The organism is Microcoleus sp. PH2017_08_TRC_O_A, from assembly GCF_020738665.1.
GTDB lineage: Bacteria > Cyanobacteriota > Cyanobacteriia > Cyanobacteriales > Microcoleaceae > Microcoleus.
On record NZ_JAEQCE010000002.1, the window covers coordinates 41,006 to 62,906 of the forward strand.

The 21,901-nt window shown below is 42.1% G+C and carries 18 protein-coding genes and 1 pseudogene; 7 read left to right on the plus strand and 12 right to left on the minus strand.

What is annotated here, in order from left to right:
* Nucleotides 1-60 precede the first annotated feature (60 nt).
* The 9 genes and pseudogenes from JGK22_RS01040 to JGK22_RS33180 form a co-directional block, all read right to left on the minus strand.
* On the minus strand, nucleotides 61-1,308 hold the full coding sequence (locus JGK22_RS01040) for an ATP-grasp domain-containing protein (protein WP_293196078.1): 1,248 nt from the start codon (nucleotides 1,306-1,308) through the stop codon (nucleotides 61-63).
* A 60-nt stretch (nucleotides 1,309-1,368) separates the two neighbouring features.
* The gene (locus tag JGK22_RS01045; protein ID WP_293200757.1) at nucleotides 1,369-2,409 is read right to left on the minus strand and encodes a S66 peptidase family protein; all 1,041 of its coding nucleotides are present in this window, start codon (nucleotides 2,407-2,409) and stop codon (nucleotides 1,369-1,371) included.
* Nucleotides 2,406-3,254: a class I SAM-dependent methyltransferase gene (locus tag JGK22_RS01050; RefSeq protein WP_293196082.1), complete on the minus strand. Its 849-nt coding sequence runs from the start codon at nucleotides 3,252-3,254 to the stop codon at nucleotides 2,406-2,408. Before JGK22_RS01050 ends, JGK22_RS01045 begins: the two co-directional genes overlap by 4 nt.
* 58 nt (nucleotides 3,255-3,312) lie before the next feature.
* A complete protein-coding gene (locus JGK22_RS01055; RefSeq protein ID WP_293196084.1) occupies nucleotides 3,313-4,098 on the minus strand; it encodes a class I SAM-dependent methyltransferase in 786 nt (261 codons plus the stop codon).
* A 53-nt stretch (nucleotides 4,099-4,151) separates the two neighbouring features.
* Nucleotides 4,152-5,294, minus strand: coding sequence for an alanine--tRNA ligase-related protein (locus JGK22_RS01060; RefSeq protein WP_293196086.1), 1,143 nt, complete (start codon nucleotides 5,292-5,294; stop codon nucleotides 4,152-4,154).
* Nucleotides 5,291-6,109, minus strand: coding sequence for a class I SAM-dependent methyltransferase (locus JGK22_RS01065; protein ID WP_293196088.1), 819 nt, complete (start codon nucleotides 6,107-6,109; stop codon nucleotides 5,291-5,293). Before JGK22_RS01065 ends, JGK22_RS01060 begins: the two co-directional genes overlap by 4 nt.
* A 31-nt stretch (nucleotides 6,110-6,140) precedes the next feature.
* Nucleotides 6,141-7,157: an asparagine synthetase A gene (locus JGK22_RS01070; RefSeq protein ID WP_293196090.1), complete on the minus strand. Its 1,017-nt coding sequence runs from the start codon at nucleotides 7,155-7,157 to the stop codon at nucleotides 6,141-6,143.
* 53 nt (nucleotides 7,158-7,210) lie between these two features.
* Nucleotides 7,211-9,844, minus strand: a complete 2,634-nt coding sequence (gene alaS, locus JGK22_RS01075; protein ID WP_293196092.1) for an alanine--tRNA ligase — start codon at nucleotides 9,842-9,844, stop codon at nucleotides 7,211-7,213.
* Between the two features lie 40 nt (nucleotides 9,845-9,884).
* Nucleotides 9,885-10,463: pseudogene (locus JGK22_RS33180) on the minus strand (DUF6753 family protein).
* Between the two features lie 21 nt (nucleotides 10,464-10,484).
* On the opposite strand from JGK22_RS33180, the gene JGK22_RS01090 reads away from it, so the two are divergent.
* Nucleotides 10,485-12,113 carry a hypothetical protein gene (locus tag JGK22_RS01090; protein WP_293204180.1) on the plus strand — a complete coding sequence of 543 codons (1,629 nt, stop codon included), beginning with the start codon at nucleotides 10,485-10,487 and terminating at the stop codon, nucleotides 12,111-12,113.
* Between the two features lie 293 nt (nucleotides 12,114-12,406).
* Nucleotides 12,407-12,946 (plus strand): hypothetical protein, encoded by a 540-nt coding sequence (locus JGK22_RS01095; RefSeq protein ID WP_293196100.1) that lies wholly within the window; start codon nucleotides 12,407-12,409, stop codon nucleotides 12,944-12,946.
* Between the two features lie 34 nt (nucleotides 12,947-12,980).
* Here the strand turns inward: JGK22_RS01095 and JGK22_RS01100 are convergent, their stop codons facing one another.
* Nucleotides 12,981-13,310 carry a hypothetical protein gene (locus tag JGK22_RS01100; protein ID WP_293204178.1) on the minus strand — a complete coding sequence of 110 codons (330 nt, stop codon included), beginning with the start codon at nucleotides 13,308-13,310 and terminating at the stop codon, nucleotides 12,981-12,983.
* Between JGK22_RS01100 and JGK22_RS01105 the strand changes: the two genes are divergently transcribed.
* The 5 genes from JGK22_RS01105 to JGK22_RS01125 all read left to right on the plus strand — a co-directional run bounded on the left by JGK22_RS01105 (nucleotide 13,297) and on the right by JGK22_RS01125 (nucleotide 19,946).
* Nucleotides 13,297-15,069 (plus strand): type IV secretion system DNA-binding domain-containing protein, encoded by a 1,773-nt coding sequence (locus JGK22_RS01105; protein ID WP_293204176.1) that lies wholly within the window; start codon nucleotides 13,297-13,299, stop codon nucleotides 15,067-15,069. The genes JGK22_RS01100 and JGK22_RS01105 overlap by 14 nt on opposite strands.
* Nucleotides 15,070-15,213: 144 nt before the next feature.
* Nucleotides 15,214-16,404, plus strand: coding sequence for a hypothetical protein (locus tag JGK22_RS01110; protein WP_293204174.1), 1,191 nt, complete (start codon nucleotides 15,214-15,216; stop codon nucleotides 16,402-16,404).
* A 67-nt stretch (nucleotides 16,405-16,471) separates the two neighbouring features.
* Nucleotides 16,472-18,220 carry an AAA family ATPase gene (locus JGK22_RS01115; RefSeq protein WP_293204172.1) on the plus strand — a complete coding sequence of 583 codons (1,749 nt, stop codon included), beginning with the start codon at nucleotides 16,472-16,474 and terminating at the stop codon, nucleotides 18,218-18,220.
* Nucleotides 18,221-18,290: 70 nt separating this feature from the next.
* Nucleotides 18,291-18,839, plus strand: coding sequence for a DUF192 domain-containing protein (locus JGK22_RS01120; protein ID WP_293204170.1), 549 nt, complete (start codon nucleotides 18,291-18,293; stop codon nucleotides 18,837-18,839).
* 45 nt (nucleotides 18,840-18,884) lie between these two features.
* On the plus strand, nucleotides 18,885-19,946 hold the full coding sequence (locus tag JGK22_RS01125; RefSeq protein WP_293204168.1) for a hypothetical protein: 1,062 nt from the start codon (nucleotides 18,885-18,887) through the stop codon (nucleotides 19,944-19,946).
* 427 nt (nucleotides 19,947-20,373) lie between these two features.
* Here JGK22_RS01125 and JGK22_RS01130 read toward each other — a convergent pair whose 3' ends face one another.
* Together JGK22_RS01130 and JGK22_RS01135 are read right to left on the minus strand one after the other, a co-directional pair.
* On the minus strand, nucleotides 20,374-21,051 hold the full coding sequence (locus JGK22_RS01130) for a hypothetical protein (protein WP_293204166.1): 678 nt from the start codon (nucleotides 21,049-21,051) through the stop codon (nucleotides 20,374-20,376).
* Entirely contained in the window at nucleotides 21,048-21,608 is a 561-nt protein-coding gene (locus JGK22_RS01135) for a GNAT family N-acetyltransferase (protein WP_293204164.1), read from the minus strand. Before JGK22_RS01135 ends, JGK22_RS01130 begins: the two co-directional genes overlap by 4 nt.
* Nucleotides 21,609-21,901 lie beyond the last annotated feature (293 nt).

A 21,901-nucleotide genomic window follows, 5' to 3' on the forward strand; every position in this document is an offset into this window, starting at 1 on the left:
TGTTCGCTAGTTTTCAGCGATTCCAGATATAGTTTGATTTTTTCGTGCCTACCTACTTATTTAGTCAATCTCAATTTCAATCTTTGCCTCAAGTTCCTTGGATAAGTACTCAAGTTCCTGGCGACATTCTGCCTCGATCGCATAAAAATATATAGGCTGTGGTACTTCTGGGTAGGTCACTACGTCCTGTCCAACTTTTGTCACTTCAACAAAATGCCATAAGCCTTTCATGTTTCTAACGTCTTCATAACCTCGTACTGCCTTGAGTTGTCCGGGCTTTGTTGGAAAGATGCCTTTCTGCAAAATATGTCGCGTGAATGCAACGTTGATCTCGATGTCTATACCCTGCCAAACATCTAGCATCTTCGAGACTAAATCAATACCATAAGCTCTCTCGTAGGCAGGTAATATCCATCCTCCAGGTAAACGGGCAGCAATCTCTATCATCACTGGACCCTCTCGTGTAATTCGTAGTTCACAGTGAAATCCACAATTGTTGAAGCCCAATGTCCGAATTACAGTTTTTGTCATTTCATAACACAATTCAACAATCTCAGAATCCAACTTAGGGGGCAAATAGTTAGCTTGTTGAGTGAACCAGGGTTCTGGCCCCATCTCCACTTCTACCATACCTGCAATACAGATTTGTTTATTTTGTATAATCCCATCAACAGTTACTACAGATCCCGCAGCATATTTTTCAAGTAAATATATTCCACTGAAATTCTTAAACGCTTCCTCTTGTGCTAATGACCATGTTTTCTGAGATAGCTGAACTAGACTTTCAATATCAACAGTACGATCAATTTTGATAACACCGTAACTATTATTACCGAAAATAGGCTTGAGGACAGCAGGTAATCCGACTTGTTCAAGCGCATTGGGTAGTTCTTTAATATCTTTCAAGACACTAATCTTTGGAGTGCGGATTCCTGCTTTTTTGCAATATTCCCGCATTAGTACTTTATTGGCTGAACTGCGTCGCGCTGCACCGGGAGCAATCCCTACTAAATCTAAAGCAGCGACTAAATCCGCAGTTTGGGTGACGGTGTGTTCCCAAAATGTTCCAACTGCCGTAAATGATATGTCCTGAGAAACCATAAAGGCAGAGACATCAGAGATAAGTATGACTGAGTTGTAAGTATCGGTCTTAATAATTTTGTCAGGAGAAATATACTTTTGCAGCCAAATTGGAACCTGAGAACAGGCAATATAAAGTTCAATAGGTTTGTCTCTAATTTTTTGAAATATAAATTCTTTTGTTTGATCTCCATGTTCAATTAAGAGAAGCTTTGGAAAGTTAGACATATTTTTTATTCTAGGTACATAAAAAAGTTTTGGGCTGCTTTGTCAATCAGTTTAATGATATTAGCTGACAGCAGACTCAAGCAACTCAAAGCTGACATTTGTACCGATACAACTCAACTTCACTTGAACTCCAATGGGTAAAGTTAGCATCGGATCGGTATGCCCTAGATCAACACCTAACGCAACAGGAATATTAAAATGCTTTGTCACCATCAAGATAACAGTTTCTAGATCGACACCTGAGACAGGATGAGTATCGGGACACTTTCCCACGAGTAATCCTTTGATCTGCCCGAAAACTCCGCAGAGATAAAGATGAGTTAATGCCCTGTGTAAACGTGGGAGGTAAGCTTCAGCATCAGTCGCTTCTAGAAAAAGGACGGCTCCAGAAAAATCAGGACAATATGGAGTACCAATAAGAAGGTTGAGCGTTTCAATATTTCCCCCAATTAAACAGCCTATCGTTATACCTTCTTTAAGAACCTTCCAAGCTTGATTTTGATACATATTCTTGGAGCGATTGTCTTCTCCCTTGCCCCAATCTAGAAATTCGCTAGTCCATTCATTGGATGGTTGATAGTTAACCAAACTTGATCTAGTTTCAGTTAAATCACGAAAAGATTGAACTGTGTAGGCAAACGGTTCTGGATAATCTCCCCACTCTGACAAGATAGCAGGTGCATGGAAGGTAACAAGATTTGTTCGCGCATATATACCCAGCAATAAGGCAGTAACATCGCTGTAGCCAGCGAATATTTTTGGATGGTTTGAGATAATCGAGTAGTCGAGCAGAGGAAGTATATCGCTAGAATTGAACCCCCCTATGCTACAAATAATTGCATCAACAGTATCATCCTCAAAAAGACGTATTAATTCACTAGCCCGATCTTCCGCAGTGCCAGCAGTATAACCATATTGTTTAAATGCAGATTCTGGTACTTGCACCTGAAATCCCAAATTTTCGAGAGCTGTCACTCCACGTTTTAATCTATGGGGAAACAGCGCAGTTCCAGGTGATGAAGGGGAGAATACTGCAAGATTACTACCTATTTTCAAAGAGGGTGGACGTAGAAGGATGCTCATATATTTGTTTTCTTTCAAAAAAGTTCAGGTTCTTCTGGTAAAGTTCGTTTTCTAAAGAGAGTTAGTATAAATCCAAGATACTTATGGTTCTCGTTAAATACATCAAGCGTTTGTCTCCATCGCCTTCTGATGGCATCTTTCACATCAGTAGGTAAGTTACATAAATGATCTTTTTTGAGGAAATACTCAACATACTCTGAAATTCGTTCTGGAGATTGCGGGTTAAGTTCATGCTTCTCAAATAAATAAGTTTCAAACAAGGTGTTTCTATTAAATAGATCAAGCCATTGTTCGGCAGTCCAAGGCTCAATTTTTACCCCGATAATAGCTGATACATCTTGAACAACTTTCTCAGGAGGTATCTCATGGTAACAAAGGTTAGTCACTGAAAGGAATCCCCAAGGTACTACAACTCGATAGTATTCTTTTAATGCCTTTTGCTTATTCTCTATAAAAGAAGTAGCTCCTCCAACTACTACTAAATCAAATGTGTTATCTGGATAGGGAATACTTAAAGCTGAACCAGTTTCAAATTTGACTAACTTTTGAATATCTGGCACATCATTGGAAAGCTCACGACAAGATTCAATGACAGCACTCTCAACGACATCAATTCCAACAACATGGCATTTGGCTGTACGAGCAATTTCTAAAGAAGTAAAACCTGTATTAGACCCAACTTCTAAAACCTTTGATTCTGAATTGACAAATGTATTTTGCAATATTTTTCGGATTGTTTTTTTTCCTCCAGGGCAACGATTAGTCTCTCTAATTAAGCTGATAAAATCGACATACGCCATTTTCTCCACCTGACTTGAAGTGATATTGTCTAGCGTTACATTCTTAGAATTATGATCTTTCATGTATATTTACCTGATTCATCTGCTGATCGTAAAATTCAGTTTGTCATAAATAACATAATCATTCGGCTTTACGGGCAACAACGATTAACTCACCTGGGTACTTATCACCAAAAGTGGATTTATCGTAATCCCCAAAGATAGTTGTAATTGAGAAACCAACGCTAGTAAGTAAATGTTCTAGCTCGTAAGGAAAGGTATATCTTGAACTGTAAGATTTGACTATGCGATCCTCTACTCCATTTGGGTGGCGAACATAATATATTTCTTCTGCTTCTTGAGTCTGATTGAAATAATTCCGAGAAATGACACGATCCCGTTGTAGGATTTGTCGCCCGTCAGGCAAGATGATAGGTGGACTATCACCAAACTCTTTTAAATATCGAGAATCCGCAAGGAATGGGATAGACGGGTTAAAAATGTCTAGGACAAGGCTTCCATTAGGTTGCAAGTGTCGTTTCATAGTCAAGAGAGCCGTGCGCTGGTCTTCTGGTGTAAGAAGATGCTGAAAACTGCGGAATGGTGTTAGGAGTAAGGCAAATTCTCTATTAAGTGTAAAATTACGCATATCACCAAATACCACTGATGCTCTTGCCCTAATCTCATCAGATTCTTCAGCCAAAATGGTTTCACAGATTGCCAATCGTGAAGTATTGATGTCAAAGCCGACGATCTCAAAACCAGCACGCGCTAAAGGTAACAAAATTCGCCCCGTTCCACATCCAGCTTCTAAGATTGGTCCTCCGAAACGATTTGCCATATCTAAATAGAAGAATATATCATTTCTAGACTCAAAAACATAATCATATAGATAAGCACTTAGATCTTCTATTTCGTCTTCATTCATGGCTGATGTTTTTGTATGTGATTTGTAAGTATTCATGATTAAAGCAAGGTCATTTAATCCGAAATGTGCAAGAGATTATTGATAACGATTCGCGGCAGACCAAAAGTATTTCTGATCTCGCTATATAAGTTCTCTACTGAAATCTCTTCCTTTTCCATTAAGAACTTTTTCGCCATTTGCTTTCCGCGATCAATACTTTTAATATAGAGGACACATTCATCTGTAATAACAGATAGGAATGTCTTTATATTAGAATCTGGGCAATTATCTGTCAAACTCAAATAACAGTTGGTTGCTGCTGTCACAGATTCAACAACTAGTTCATAAGGTTCGATATAAAGTAATTCGACAATACAACGAATCATTTTTCGTAGAACATATCCAGACTTTTTGTTGCTAGGCAAAATACCTTCCTCAATCAGAAGTGTGATCGACGAATATAAATTAGTGAGTGACTGAGCTATTCCCACATCCATACCCAATTTACAAAACTTATCTATAGATGCTTGAAGAGTATCAATAGCATATAGTTCACCATCATAGAATAAGGAAGTAAGCCTTTCAACTCCAAAACCGATATCAAAATAACGATATTCCGTTGGTGTATGTAACACATCAACTATGTTTCCCAATGGTAAAAACCTGTTGCATTCACAGTGAATACAACAAGTTGTACAGCAAGGACTACGATTCGTAAATTCCCATACCAAGGTCAATCCACGTCCAGTTAGAATTTCACCATAGCCAAACTCCCATCGAACCCAATACTTATGATTATTCGCATTTAAATGATGAATTTTTTGATCTGGTAAATATAAAGATATCAAGTTTAGTAAGTCAGTATCTTGCTCGTTAACAACACAATGAAGATTAGAAATTGGCAGATCGATTTCTTTTGTTAAGAAATCAAAAAAATGTGTTACAGCATCAGGAAGGCGAGAAGCCATTCCTAAGATAGCCAACATTTCAAATCTAAAAAGTCCCGAAGCGTTCCATCTTGTTCTCAAACATCGCTGCACAATGGCAGTATCAGGTAACAACTTTCCCTGTAACATAATTGGTTTAAATGGCGTAATCCCAGCATTAATGAAAAGTATGCTAGGATCATCTGTGACTAGTGGAAAACTCGGAAGACTACGAAAGCCTCGATCTTGTGAGAAATTTAAAAAATGTGTCTTTAATTGAAGAATATTCATTTTAGTTTGAGTACAAAGAAGGTCAAGAACGAACAAGAAGACTGTTTAAAGTACTTTTGCGTTAATCGCACTAACATATCAGGCGCACCCACCCATAAACAGTTTCCTGCATAAGCAACATCTACAGAGAGGTTGAGATTTTCTTCAAGAAAATTCTTGAGTTCATGATTACCATATAGAATTTCAGTATCAAAGCGATAACCTTTAGCGAAAGGTAAATACTTTCTGCCGAAATCTGTTCCCAAGAACCACGCTTTGAGTACCGCGACAGAGCGTCTGTTTGGTATTCCTAGAAGTACATAACCTTCTCGTTTTGTTACTCGCAGCATCTCTTTGACAATTTGCAACAATATTGGTTTTGGATAATGTTCAATAACTCCAACGTTCCAAGTTAAGTGGAAAATTCTGTCTGGGAAAGGGAGTTGTGTGATATCGCCTTCGGTATAGGTTACTTTCCCATTTAAGTGAACAGGCTCAAGGATTTTTGCAAAATTAAGCGCGTTGGTACTTAAATCAAGTAGTGTTAAGCTTGAAAGTGTCATATATTCAGCTAATTTAAAGGAGGTTCCTCCAGAACCACAAGCTGCTTCTAACAAATCAATCGACTGTTCCGAAGAAAAAAGAGATTTGACAATTTCTATCGAGTCTTGATCGGAAGCTTGCCACCACAATGTTGTCTCGTGTTCCTGCCCTTTCCCTAGAATTGCTTCTTCAAAATAGGCGTGCCACTTAGCATATTCAAACTGCTTAATTCTTTCTATATCGGTATTGAAAGTGTCGGGGTCTTTGGATTGTTTCTGAGCCATAATTGCCATAAATTTTGATAGCCTACTTTTCTTATACTCACTATGGGAGCGTCAATGTACCGTTGAAGCGTGGAATAATCTGACAATCTCGAACATCATTATGATTCATTAGCCAACAGATAAACCTCTCAGTACCAAGACCAAATCCAGAAGTTTGTATAGGGAATTCCTCTTTCATGCGACAGTACCATTCGTATGGCTGACGATCTACTTGGTGAAGCTCCAATGCTCTTAATACTTCATCACTTGTCTTGTGGCGTTCTCCAGCCCCAATAACCTCACCTAATCCAAACAAAAGATCAGCCGATTTGGACTTACGTTCACCATCTGTAAATGCTTGATAAAAAGGTACAGCCTCATGATCAAATTCAGTTATCCAAACAAAACCACCGAAGTGATCAATTAGCGCTTGTTCACCTCTACGGTTCAAAACTTTTAGTCCTGGTTCTATAATGTCAATGTACTGTTTATCACAATCAAGTAATTTAATCGCTTCGTCAAAAGTGATTTGAGGGAGGGGAGTATTCATTTTTGTCAGCTTTTCAATATGGCTGACATCACCAGCCATCGCCTCTATAGTGCTTCTGCAATTAGCTAAAATACTTAGACATAAATACCTCAAATAATCTTCAACCAATCTTATTACGTCGTTAATAGACCCAATAATTTCTGCCTCGCTGTGATAGAACTGTGAGAGATGTGTTTCGTCTTCTTGCTCACCTCTAAATGACGGCATAATGTAATAACAGCCATCCTTAACAAAACGACAACCATATTCGAGCAAGAACTGCATTGAGTCAGCTAAATAAGTCTCAACACCGAAAAGTTCTATTTTGACAGGTTTTGAATCGCTTCCACGTCCCATCGGGCTAGATACAGAAGAAGTTGTGATTGGGAAATGCACAGCTTTAATTTGCCTTTCTCGAAAGAATGTCATTGTTGAAACACTTATGACATCTTGGATCTCGAATACTGCGTTATACCAAGGATTCTTGATAGCACTAATGTAATGCTCTTGGAGGTTCATCCAACTTCTAGAAGGCAATTGTTTTTTCATGAATTATGTAGACCTTAAATATCCAGTGGTAAAATTTGCGAAGAACCCAAAAGCTATAGTTGTTTTTCAACCAAATCTGCCAAAGCTTTAAATAAAGCATTTATGCCCTGTGGGTTCTTTCCCCCTCCCTGAGCAAACTGGGCTTTACCACCTCCTTGACCATCAATAAAATGCAACAACTCTTTTAGTAAATGGTTGGCATTTAAGCGATCCAATAAATTTGGAGCCACCATAATAACGACCCGAACAGTGTTATTCTCTTCTCCAGCTAAACAGACAACATCAGCATTTTTTTGATTGATCTTAGCCGAAGCTTCTTCCTTCAAGACTTCAGGTGTTGCATCACCCAATCTTCCTGTAAAAACAGTGACTCCAGATTTAAGAGAGACAACCTCTCCTTTAACTTCAAAGGGTTGAACTGCAACACTTTTGTCCTTTTTCTTATCCGATGCCCCAGAATTAATCAGATTCTCAAGCCGCTCCAAAAAATTATTTTGACTAGTTTTTAATAGCTTGGAAGCTTCCTTCAAAATTCGAGTTCTATTTTGTACTAACTGTAGAGCAGTATCTCCTGTCACTGCTTCAATGCGTCGAATTCCTTTAGCAATGCTTCCTTCAGAAACAATTAGAAAGACCCCAATCTCTCCAGTTGCACTGACATGAGTCCCACCACAAAGTTCTTTTGATACGTCTCCTAGTTCAAGGACACGAACCCGATCGCTATACTTCTCAGAGAACAAAGCCAAACTACCTTGTGCTATAGCGTCTTTGTAATCCATTGTTTGTATATTCGCTTTCAAGTTCTGCCAGATCCAAGAGTTGACCAGCTTTTCGACTTCAACGACTTCTTCCTCTGTCAAAGCACTAGAATATTGGAAATCGAATCGTAGGCGATCTGGATCAACTAGTGAACCCTTTTGATTAACTGATTCACCCAGTATGCTGCGAAGCGCACTATGTAGCAGATGGGTTGCAGAGTGATTGGCTCTCAGTTGTTTTCTTCTGAGTTCATCAACTTTCAATTGAACCTGATCGCTAACACTTAACTTACCCTCGGTAACGTTAGCGTAATGAATAAATACCCCATTGATCTTTGTGGTGTCTAGAACATTGGCTTCACCATGCGAAGAAACAATGACACCTGTATCTGCAACTTGACCACCACTTTCTGCATAAAAACTGGTATTGCGCGTTACGATCTGAACATCAGCACCAGCATCTACGGTTGAAACTCTCATCCCATCTTTCAGAAGCAAAAGAACCTCTCCCTGGGTTTCTAGCGTCTCGTAGCCCTCAAATAGTGTTGGAGTAACTCCCTCTACCAAGGCTTTCAACTCTTCCTGAGACAGGATTTTCCCATCTGAACCAGCCTTTGCTCCAACTCCTTGACGAGAGATTTCTTGATGGCGACGAAAATGATTCATGTAGTCATCTTTATCAAGTCTTACACCTCGCTGTTGGGTAAATAATTGAACCAACTCGAATGGAACACCATAGGTTGTAACTAATTCAAAGGTGTTTTTTCCTGAAAGAACAGAACCTTCGTTACTAGGCAATAAACTATCAAGCCGTTCAAGACCTTTCTTGATAGTTTGCTCAAAATCTTTAACTTCTCGCTGAATATTTTCAATTGTTTGAGATTGATTGATGCGTAGATTTGGATAGTAATCCTTGTAAATGTCAACAACTTGATTGACTACTGAACCATAGTCAAAATTGAGCGCGCCAGAACGGGTGACAAGAGCAGTGCATTTCCGAATTAGTCTCCGAGGAATATACCCCTGCCCTTCGTTGGATGGCAAAACCCCTTCGGCAAGAATAAATGTCGCTGTCTTCAAGTGATCTGAAATAATCTTATAATCCAGATTAGAGCTACTCTTCCCTGAAAGCTGCTGTGCTACACAGGTCATAATTGGTTTAATCAAGTCTGTTTCATAGAGACTATTGCAATTATTCATGACCATCGTCATGCGTTCTAATCCAGAACCTGTGTCTACGCTCTTTAAGGGGAGCCGCTCAAAACTCCCATCTACCTTCTTATCTAGCTCCATAAAGACACCAGCGTTCCATATCTCAATGTACCGATTGGTGGTATCAAAAATCCCACTGGTTTCGTATGATTCACCAAACTCGTCACCTGTATCAAAGAAAACCTCTGTACAAGGACCACAAGGACCTGTATCTCCAGCAGGCCCCCAAAAATTATCTTCGCCTAAAATGACAATGTGATCTCTAGGTAGCCCAACTTTTTCCCAAGCCTTGATAGATTCTTCATCCGGTGGGAGACCCAGAGCAGGATCGCCACTGTATACAGTGGCATACAGCTTATCAACTGGAAAGCCAAACTCTCCTACGAGCAACTCATAAGCCAATTCAATAGCAGTTTCTCTATAGTAATCATTGATCGACCAACTTCCTAACATTTCAAAAGATGTAAAATGATGCCGATCTCCTGCATCTTCGATATCACCCGTTCTGATACAAAGCTGGACATTACAAAGCCTAGGATGAGGAGGCTGGCTTAACCCTAGAAAATATTTTTTCAGGGGTGCCATCCCCGAATTGATATAGAGAAGGGTTGGATCATTCTGTGGAAGCAACGATGCACTACGTATGAGGAGATGATCTTTTTTCTCAAAAAAACTCAGGAATGTTTCTCTAATCTGGCGACTTGATATATTATTCATTTCTCTAACTCCTTGTGTCCTAATTTATTACTCCAAGCATTTAATCCTTAAACCTACGCTTCTCCACAGGTTCCACCCAAATCGTGCAGAACCCCGAATTAGCCGGACATCCTCTCACCTCCAGAGTCACCCCCAAACGCCGAACATCGTTTTTACATTCTAAACTAGAAAGGCTATCCGAATTCCACCTTATCAAATTCCGAGCAAATTTCCCCTCAGCGCTAGTCGCCCACCGCAAAGCATCCGCCTGCTCTTGAGTCAAATGAACTGGTTCCCCCGGCGCAAACCCTCCTTGCGACCAAAGTAAATCCATCCACCCCATCACAGCACCAGCACTTAATGCCACCTACAGGATACCCGCAGCCGGTATCAACGCAAGAGCCGATGTTCTCTACCGAGTCAATTCCGTCTGACGCACCAGAGAATTAACAGCCTCAGCAATTTGCTACTCTTGCTTCTCAACCGCCACTCGCTCGTAACTCGCCAAAGTCTTGTTAATCCGCCCCACCCACTGATCAAACGCTAACTCAAAATCCTCTGGTTTAGGACGCTCTTGAATCAGCACCTCCAATCGGCCAGTAGCCAATAAAATCAGAAAAATCGGGTCAGTTGGCTCAATTTAAAACTCTCAGATTTTGGCTTGTCTCGCTTGCAAAATTTGACTTCTTTGGTCAAAGCAGTTCCCAATTTAGCTAATTTCCCGATCGCTCAAGTAAAACCAGTCTTGGATTTGCTGAAGACGAGCCTGAATTTTCAGCAATTGCAGCAGTTTAACCCCCAACAAACTTTAGGCTCTTTTCTCAAAGAATCTCCTCATTTGGGGAGCCTGTCGATGTCGAGTTTGCCCCTGCAAAATTACCCTCTCAAATCAATTCCCAATTTAGAAAAAACGCCTTTGGGAACTCTCGATAAATGGCAAGCAGCCAAGATTAGCGATGTTCCGGGTCTTAAGGATGTACCCCTATCCAAGCTTCCCGGCGGTATTTCTCCCGTCGGTACATCAGTCGGCACAGTAGATATCGTGTTTGGTACCAAAGAACAAAACAGAGCTCGAACCATGTCCGGTTCAGATGTCGAGGGTTTTGGAGTTCCCTGTCAGAAAGAATGCGCTCACGTTGAATTTTCCGGCTCGGAATTGGTGCGCGGCCGGCAGTGGGTTTCCGGCAAATACCAGACTGTTAAAGGAGGGCGCGGAATTCTTGGCAAAGTCAACGGCGGCAAAGAGCCGACCGGTAGGTTGCCATTCGGGCCTGCGTTCAAAGTAGCGGTGTGGGATGTTTCCGAGACTCAGGGCCGATTCACAACGGCGTTATTTTTGAGGTTTTGTTCGCGATCGGCATTTGTGGATTTGGGCTGTACGCCCTACTACCTCGGCCCGATTCCTTGGCTGGCTTACGAAGAGAAGTTCAGCGACGTGTTTTTGGGGTCTGTAGATGCAGTTTCTCCCAGTGCTGGAGGAGCCTCAACTCCCACTCATGCCGCGTCTCCTTCGACGCAAAAACGGGATGGCAGCAGCACCGGTACAGATTCTGGCAACTCGGATACGTCGGTCGCAGGTGCATCCAAATCGGACACGTCGGTCGCAGGTGCATCCAAATCGGACACGTCGGTCGCAGGCACGTCCAAATCAGATACGTCCAGAGTCGGCACATCCAATTCAGATACATCCAGAGCATCCAATTCAGATACATCCAGAGCATCCAATTCAGATACATCCAGAGCATCCAACTCAGATACTCCCGCAAATTCCAGCGGTGTAGGAGCTCCGTATCAAGGCATTTCTCTCGATGCTTTGGGCAGTTCCATGCAGGGAATTGAGGGGAATTTCAATTCAGTGGGAACCCACACCTGCGACGGAACGGGCAACTGTGGCTCTGGTTTGGGCGCTTACGGACTCATGAGTTATAGGCCTGATGTTCGGTTCGCCATATCGTCTCGCCCTGGGGGTTCTGAGGTGTTATCGAAATTGGATAAAGGAGAAGCTGTGACTCCGGATCGCTTGAGTGAAGTTTTTCCTTCAGAAGCTCAGAAAGAAGTGTTTGAAGCGATCGCCAAAAGGTCGATCGATTCTGCCCTATCTCAGACAGATCCTCAGACCAGTCAACCATTTTCTGGTCAGCGGGCGATCGAAAGAATCGGGCAAATGCAATATGGAGGCCCAGCTATTCCAGTGGATTCTCCGGCATCAGATATTCGCGGTTATTACTCGGTGTTTGGTTACGGCAAAAAGGTAGCCGAATCTTATCAAAGTTTCAGCAAAGTGCGTTGAAGTCAAACAATTGAAGAATTGAACAATTGAAAAATTGACCGATTTGGAGATTGGTGATTTGTGATTGAAGAATTGAAAAGTTCAACCATCTTAACTTTGAAAATAATACCGTATCCCTATTTTCAACTTTGCTTTCTGTCAAATATGTATTTTTTTGCACGTTGGAAGGAGAAACGACTTGATTAAAACTTGTGTCTCATTGATTAAAAATTGTGTCTCAAGAACGAATGTTTATCATTACGAATGCTGCGGGCAATCGTAAATAACAATTGATGTTCCATCTAGGAGGTTGTATGAACAATTTAGCGAAGGCGATAAGTGGGTTTAAGTTGAATTTGAGGCTTCGGTTGTATTTGGCAATAGCAGCGCTGGCGGTACTGTTGCTGTTGGGTTTTTCCGTGTTTCGGAATTTATCTGTTACGAATTCCGGTTTATCTACTTGGAGTAACGCATCACAAATAGAACCCAGCTTATTAAGTAATGTAGTTCAAGAAAATTACATTAATTCGGCTGGTGTCGAAACTTTTGATAAATCAAAAATGGAAGTTTTGCGGTTGCCTTTTGTTTCCAGCTCAGGTCGTGACTCTGCTCAGGTCTTTCGATTCAATTCTCAAAATTTATGCGGCGTCGGAGGCTGCTTGTATTCTATTTACATCGATCGACAAAAAGTGTTAAGCACGCTTTTGCGATCGGCCGAGCCAAAATTTAAGTTTTTGTCGGTGGTCAACAAAGGGATTCCGTGTTTAGCGATCGCACAAAAGAGTATTGATAACAGCGGTGAAGTAGAAAGTCAATACTGTTGGTTTGGTTCGAGTTTTTTGAGGGTAGAATAATGAATCGAGATAACGACTTGATTGTAACAGTAAATTACCCATCATTGGTAGGTTCCTCATCATTAGTAGGTTCCTCATCATTGGTAGGTTCCTCATCAGTAGGTTGGGAGTATCCCGATTTTGCAAAATCATCGCTGATATCCCTTGAAAGCCCTATACTGCCGTTGTATTTTGAGACAACTTGCAAAATCGGGATGCTCCCAGTAGGTTCCTTGTCATCAGTAGGTTCCTTGTCATCAGCAACTTCTTCATCATTAGGTTTATTGTCATCAGCAACTTCCTCATCATTGGTAGGTTCCTCATCCGCCGCAAGTTCCAGCGACGGGTTCCAGGCCGCTTTGAGCAATGCGATGACCTTTGCCAAATCTCAAAACGGCATGACTTTATTGGGATGCTTGGCCGCTGTTTTGATTTTGCAGATGTTTGGTGGGGGAAAAAAAGGCAAGATTGCCACATCTCGGTGGGCTGGCAAATCAGAAATATCGTCGGCCGGTCGCAAAGCCAAAAAGCAAATAGCTAAACCTACTCGAAACAGCGTTGCTTTGTACGTAGGACAGCCTGAGTTTATGGATGAAAAACTTAAAGCAATGTGGAGGGATGCAGGTTTGCTGCACGATAAACCACCCAACAAAATACACAGGACAGCAGCATGGATCGGCAAAATTGGCAGTACAGAGCGATCGTTTTATTTACCAGACGTGCAGCGAGGTGTTTCCGTAATTGGAGCTGCTGGTTGCGGCAAAACTTTTACAGTTATTGACCCGTTAATTAGATCGACTTTGGATCAGGGATTTCCCCTACTTTTGTACGATTTCAAGTATCCCGCACAGTGCAAAATAGCCGTAGCTTACGCCATAAAGCGAGGCTATACAGTTAGAGTTTTTGCTCCCGGTCGTCCTGAATCAGAAACGTGCAATCCCCTGGATTTAATTAGAGATGAAGAAGATGCCGTTGCTGCGGGTCAGTTGGCACAAGTAATCGGTAAAAATTTTAACTCAGGAGGCGGCTCAGGAGATAAGTTTTTTGAAGAAGCAGGAGACAGTTTAGTTGAGGGTTTGTTGTTAGTAACAAAGGCTGTCGCGACTTTAACTGGTAAAAAAGAATACTGTGATTTGATGATGGCACAAGCGATTTTGAGCCTTTCTAATTTAGCCGGGAGAATGGATGAAGCTTCCAAAACTAAATTAAAAGTTTGGACAACACGCCCGCTTTCTCAGTTAATTAGCGTCAAGGATTCCGAAAAAACTGTTTCCGGTATTGTCGGTACGGCTCAGCGGATGTTTATGCGGTTTCTGAAAAAAGATTTTATTGGTGCTTTTTGCGGTGAAACTTCATTACCTTTAGATTTAGAAGGCAAGCAGATGATTATATTCGGCTTGGACAGGAACAATCGAGATATTGTCGGGCCACTGTTAGCAGCTATCCTGCACATGGTTGTCACCCGCAACGTTTCGCGCACTGTTCCCAGAAAGGATTGTTTGGTGGTAGCCCTAGACGAACTACCTACGCTTTATTTGCCAGCTTTGGTTAATTGGTTGAACGAAAATAGAGAAGACGGTTTTGTGGGCATTTTGGGCTACCAAAATATGGCGCAACTAGAGAAGTTTTACGGCAAAGACTTGGCGAGAGCTATAATTGGCGGTACGGCTCATAAGATTATCTTTAACCCGCAAGACCCGGAAAGCGCCAAGGTATTTGCCGACTATTTGGGAGAAGAAGAAATTAGCTTTCGTTCTAAATCTACCAGCACGGGTAAGAGCGGCAATTCTACCAGTTACGGCGAACAAACCAATAAAAAATACTTGCTAGAACCCGCTCAATTTCTCAAGTTAGGAGTGGGTAGGGCAGTAGTAATTAATCCGGGGTATACCGAGGGCGGGCCTTCTAAAGAGGCTTACGTTCCCAGCATTCAAAGCATAAAAGTTCCGCAAGCCGACATCAAAGAGATGAGTTGGGCCGAGTCAAAATGGGATGCAATACGCAACACTTTGTTGGAGCAAAACAGTCGCACTATTTCCGATGAAGAACGGCGGCAGCAATTTGAAGAGCGCAGAAATCTTGCTGAAGAGCTATTTCCAGAGCCAGCAGAGTCGGGTGCTAAGGAACCTTCGGTTTTATTCTAATTAGTGATGCTGATTTTTTGTAGGTTCAAGTTTTATTCTAATCAGTGATGCTGATTTTGTTCCAGGTTCCGATTTTGTCCTAACCAGTCGTGCTGATTTTTTCTGTTTACCCTAATAAAGTATTTGAAAGTGAGGTAACGTTAAATGCAATCTGTGAGTACAGGAGAAATAGTTTCATTTCAAGAATCTTTTTTGAGAGCCGTAGTTGCCGCTGTTGTCAGTGCTGAAATAGCTTTCAAGGAAGCCGAAGAACAAGCAGCGCGACGGTTGCGGGAATTGACTCAACAAGAGGAAGATCAGCGGCGAAAGTTAGAAGCAGATGAAAGAAAAAGAAATTTAGAAAGTGGGATGCAAATAAGTATGGGAGATACCCTACTTTTTGGGTATGCAGGCGGTTCAAAAATAGACACTCTTTCCGGTATGGCTGGTAAATTTTACAATCCAGGCTTGCCAAAAACTTTAGATGCTCTTAAGAATGTTTCTGAAGGCTCAGCATTGCCCCATGCCGCCGATTTGCGAATTGATTTTGCGGGCAAACCTGTACTTCAAACCGATGCCGAAGGTACTGTTTTAGTTAATAAGTTTATAGGTGCTGGTTTTGAGTCAAATTATTTTGCGTCTTTTTTTAAAGTTCGCGACAATTCGTCATTAAGCGAAGAACCCAGGCGCATTATTGAAGAACTGAATCGAGGTAAGCAAGTAGTTGTAGAACCTGTAAAGGAAGCTGTCGGGGGTTCTGTCGAAGAGAAGCAATCCGCAGTAAAACGGAGAAGTCGTGCGGTAGCTACTCCAGAGAAGTCAGTACCTTCGCCGTCATTCGCACCAATACTGGAAGCATCTCAATCATTTCAGTCTCAACCATCGCAATCATCTCAGTCTCAATCTCAATCTCAGTCATCTCAGTCTCAATCTCAATCTCAACCATTTCAGTCAAAATTATCTCAATTTCAACCATTTCAATCTGAATCATCTCAATCTGAATCACCTCAATCATCTCAATCATCTCAACCTCAATCATGGGGTAGCGATTCTAGATTGCGTTATGTAGTGGAGCATTTAGTTGAATTTTCAGCCTCAGTCGGTACGCCTGTTGAAGTGAAAGGGACACACTATATTTGGAAAGCCACTCCAGACGGTCGGTGCCGCATCGACGATCCAAATCGCCGCTGTTTGCTGATAGACGATGGTTGCGGAAACTTCCGCAGCCGCATGACCGAAGCAGATTTGGAGCGTTTTGAAAAAGCTCTTCCTGAATTGATGAAAATGAAGCCGATTCAGTCTCGACCTTACGAATCTAATTCTAAACAGTCAAAAAAGCCACAATTAGAACTTTAACTATCAGGATTTTGTGGTGAATAAATCCCCCGCTAATTAGGGCAATGTAAAATAACGAGGATGATTTATGGCTCATGCAAACGCGCTATCAGGTATTATGGCTTCTGCCGGTTGGGCAGTAGAATTTGTGGCTCCTTTGATAGAGCGACCCTCTGCATTTCAATTACTTGAAGAAGCTTCATTAGAATTTAAAATACCTTGCTATTTTTGGGACTTTGGTTCTTGTCGATTTCAAGATATTTCTCGTCCTCACAGTTTCGTAGCTCCCGATTGCTGCGGCATTTTTGATATTTTGAAGTATTTGTGCATAACAGACACTCCGGGTATATTTGTAATCGAGAATATGCAGGAACTCATGCAAATTCGCAGCATTTCTGATTTCAACTCAGAAGAAAGGCAACTGCAACTATCCGCAATAGTTGCCAATTTGTACTTTAAATTTGCAGCCAGCGGTGGTAGTAATTTTTTAGTATTGCTTTCTACAAATGGGCTGCGGGTAGACGACTATTTAAAAGGTTTAGTACCTTCAGTCTTTTTGCCACTGCCCGACAGAGAGCATTTGGTTGAGTCAGCATCTCGATTGTCCGCAGAATTTGGTTTGGAGCAAGCCGATTCGGAACAGTTGATTAGTGCGATGTCTGGTTTGTTTTTGAAAGAAATTGCTAGGGGAGTAACTCTTTGGCAGCAAGGTTATTACGGAAAATCTTCCGACATATCTAGTAGCCTGCGTCAGTATAAAATTGGCAAGTTTCGGGAATTGGGATTGACTTTTAAGGAACCTTCAATTTTAGGCGAATTCGGGGGTTTAGATTTGCTGAGAAATGCCTTAGAAGACGTAAAATTTCAATTTTCTGGGATGGCGAGAAGCTTTTCTATTCCCTTGCCGAAAGGTTGGCTGTTGGTAGGGCCGCCCGGTACCGGCAAGACATTTGCCGCGTCTGTTTGTTCTTCTAAATTGGGCGTACCCCTCGTGAGCGTAGATGTGGGTGCTCTGATTGCTGGGGGAGCGGCGTATTTGTCCTGTGTTTTACAGCGAGTAGAAGCAATAGGAGCTAGCGTGCTCTATTTTGATGAGTTAGATAAGCTTTTTTCTTCTAATTCCAGTTCTCTTTCTGGCGAATCGGGCAACAGCATTCAAATTCTCGGTCAATTGCTGTCTTGGCTGCAAGATAAAACGGGTCACACTTTTGTAATTGCCACTCTCAACCGCCTTGCAGCGCTACCCCCAGAGCTAACCCGTTCTGGCCGATTTGATGCGATTTTCTACGTGGGATTTCCGCAAGCCTGCGAGCGAAAGCAAATTGTGGAACTCCACGCTGCTCGTTTTGATAACAGATACAAAAATACTTCAGAATCTCCCCTTTCTGACCGCGATTGGCAGATTTTGCTGAACATGACCAACAATTTTGTTGGAGCAGAACTTGCCCGCATGGTAGAAGCCGCCGCTCAAAAAAAAGCTAGAGAAATAGCGAATATCTTGAGCGGTAAAAACTCGGAATTTTTGCTGTGGAATAAAACAGATAGAGAGCAGATTCAAGAATTGAGGTGTTTGGTCAATTTACCCGAAAGCGATTTGTTGGTCTTGCCTATGTCAATCGAATCTAAAACTTTACATGGCATTGTCAGATTAGAATTGAATGATTTCTTAGAAGAGAGGAAGAAAATAACGCCTTTATTCGTGAGAGATACAGATAGAATCCTGGCAATGGAAAATTCATCGCGCTACGTTTCCGTGCCTGCTTCCAGTCCCGATACGAGTTTATTTGCACCTGTACTTTCTACTTTTTGGGGAGAGGAGGTATCTAGTAAATCTTGAGCGAGGAAATTGGTTCCACAACTTCACCTATACCGACGTACAAAGCAGCAGGAAACGAGGAATTAAGTAAATGTTGATAAATTGGTTAAAGCTCGATTGGCAAAAATTTTCAGAAAAAGTGTTTATAGCCAACACTTTTTTGGGTTGGAGTTTGCTGCTTTTACTGCCTTCAGTTGTGGCGCTGCGAACATTCATACAGTACAGCAAACGACAGGCACAGTACCTGCAAGTAGGAGCTTATTTGATATTGGGAAGCAGGCGAATTGAATTAGAAATAGCCCGCAGTTCTGAGGAAAAAGAGAAGGGTTTGCAGTTTCGACCGCCACTTCCGAGCAACCGGGGAATGATGTTTGTTGTAGACCCTCCAGTATCTGTAGCAGTGGTCATGCCGAACATGGAAGCTGCTCTTGATGTGGTGTTTTTGCGTTCTGGGACTGTTGTAAAAATGGCATCGAATGTTAAACCATGTTTGCTTCGTCGCGGTGCGGCGCATTCTGATTGTAAACCCGTTTATTACCCGCATCCGGTGGATACAGTTTTGGAATTGAGGGCAGGTACTTTAAGGGAATTAGGCGTACAGCCGGGTTCTGAATTAATTGTAGTCAAACGCAGTCATTAGACTGCATCAATCATTAATTTTTGGTTGTTTTTGAGGACAAAAATCATGAAATTCTCAACTTTCTGGGGAACCATTTTAACTGCATCGATTTTCTTAGTAGTTGCTAAGCCTGTTGTTGCAGCCGTACTGAAGAATAACGAACCCGTTGTTGGTGCGGTGAGAGCGACTAGCCCAATTTATCGTTTTACCAACTTTTGGGAAAGCAGCAATCCCGTCCAGCAACTTCGAGGAGAGGAGCATTTATTTGGAGCGAATACAGGTGAAAAAGTTCTGTTTGATTTTAGAGCCGAGGTACGCGGTTTCAATCCAGTTTTTGCAATTTTTGATTCTTCAAACCGACAGGTGGGTTTCAGTCAGTATCCCTATTTTACGTTTTTGCCAGCATCGAGCGGTTATTACAAAGTAATCGTGATGTCTAAAGACCCTTCGATGGTTCCAAATCGCTATTCGCTGCGGGCTACAGCAGTTTCTGCGACTTCGCCAACACAGCCGTCGAATTTGCCTTCAGCAGTTCCTGGTATCTCGCCAACACAGCCGACTAATTTGCCGCCGACCGATGGGTTGGGTTCTGACGTTGCAGGTTTTTTAAGCGCTCAGCCGTTTGGAGAAGTACCTTTTCTTCCTGCTACCAATACCCCCGCTCCAAGTAGCAATTCCAGTTTTGGTGGCGGTTTTGTAGAGTCATTGGAGCGAGCAAGCGTCTCAACTAATTTCAGCAACTCTTTCAGTTCACCAGGGGGGTTGGAGCGACCTGTTAGTCAGCCTCCAAATTCTAGCAACAGCACCTTTAGTTCTCCACCAACGGTAGGACAAAACTGTCGCACATATTCGGCGGGTACTGTGATGTTTGTCGGTGCAATGGCAGCGCGTTATTATACTTATTGCTTGTTGCCAACGGCAATTTCTCCAACTGCGAGTCCTTCTATTCCTGCTTCCTCAAATACAGTTGCTTCACCGCAACCAGTTAATAATTCATTCCCTTTTCCCCCAACGGCAAATCCTGCTTCTTTGCCTGCGGGTATCGGTAACAGTAGAGTCGAAAGCGGCGGTGCTGCTCCTGCTAATTCTGGAAATTCTCGTCCATCTTCCGAGTTTTATCCTTATTGAGTTTAATAATAAAATACCCCGATTTTACGGGGTATTTTACATAAACTTAAAAATTAATAGTCAGTGTATAGCCTTTCTCAAAAAGATGAGGTACGCCAGATTCTATGAAGCTCAAGGTTTTCGAGCTTTAATATATACCTCATCCGAGGTACTGGCATCTCTGCACGAGATACCTTCGTCCGCATCGCTGCTAATCAAGAATTACTGACCATTCTGTCTAATGTGCCAGCTAGTTCTATTACGGATGCTGCATTTGCCATTATGGAAACTTGAATAGCAGTGACTCCGTTACATCCCATCAACGCGAGTCAACTAATATCTCAGGGCTTAGTCAACAGTAATTCCAGACGGTGCAAAGCAAAAGTTTTTTATATGCCCGAAGTGATGAGCTTCGTGATACTCTGTCGCGGTTAACTAGGCAATTTTTTTATCTAAAATCATCATTCAAGTCCAAGGAAATAACTCGATCGGGCGCGAGAAGGCCTCCGACTTTAATGACTTGCAATTCTCCGGTTTCGTGAGGGTACTGTGCTTTCACTCGGGCAATTGCTGCATCTAAAGTAGAAGCCTGAGCAATATACACTTTTTGAATAGCGCTTAGCACCCAAATAGGTTGGGGCCACTTATGCCGGGGTTGTAGAATTGAATTGTGAATTACTTGGCGAGCATACAGAACAATTTGCTCGATCGCACTTGGCGAACAAAACTCTCCCAATTCCGATTCAATACACTGTTTGAGTTCTGGCGTGGGAATGCATTCTGCAACTGATTCAGAGGGCGTTAATTTCGGTTGGGGATTCGACGATCGAGTGCTTTCTTGCACTACTAGCGATTCTACAAAATAACTCACTTGGGTGACGATCGAGTCAAAATCTACCTCCATCAATAAATGACCTAAATACTCCCTCAACAAACTTCTTAACTTCTCATCAGATATATTGATGCCACAGGTTTTTAGATACACTAAAGGTTTATTTCCTAAATTCCGGCCGCAGCCGACTTCTCCGTTAGCTGCATCTTCAGCTTCTACCAGTTCCATCAAACGCTGGTGGCGGGTTGTATCGTCTGTTGCGGGTTGAGGCTCGGAGGGAATTGATTTACTCATCTGTCTGTCCTCAATGTTTCAAAGTAATTAAGATTGTCGGGTTCTTCAGGATCTGGACCGCAGTCTAGCAGCCCGATTCTCAATTTTCTATAAAATACTAGCGCATTGGGCAATGCGTGCAAGCCTATTCTCCCTTGGTATCCTAATTCTTCGCTGCGGGCGATCGCAAAATCTATCAGAGTTCCACCTACTCCTTTATAAGTAGGAGGATTGGTGATAGCAAGTCGGTTCCAAGGAGCCGTTGCTAGGGCCCTGATATACACCAATCTACGTCTTAATTGAGACTCAATATAGCAGCGTTTTTTTAGGATATCAATTGTCATTAAACCCTGAGTTGTGCCATCGCACTCAATGGCATATAGTTCATCTCCCGGTAAAAATTTAGTTCTATAGCTTTTGCTCACCCAATCCCAGTATTCATCTTCTTCTCCACTCCCTCTAAGGATTGGTTCCCAGAGAGTAGTGGCATCTTCTAAATGCTTTTGGGTAACAGATGTCAGGATGGCGTCAACCACCTGCATATCTCGAACTCGAAGAAGCTGGATGGAGCGATTCAATTGCAACACCTAACTCGATAACTAGATTATAGCCTAATACAGTTTCTAAAGTTGATAAATTTATGTATGAGTGGGCGATACACACCTGGAATTAACTGAATAGTAAGGGGTTTGGAAACAACGTTTGGGATGACTACCGCGCCCTTGATAGCTACAGGCATACAGCTATGGTTAATACCTGGATGCAGTACAAAAAAGAAACTACAAAATATGAATGTCAAGTTTAATTACCCAGCTTGAATTGAGGCGAACCCGTTTATTACCCGCATCCGGTGGATACAGTTTTGGAATTG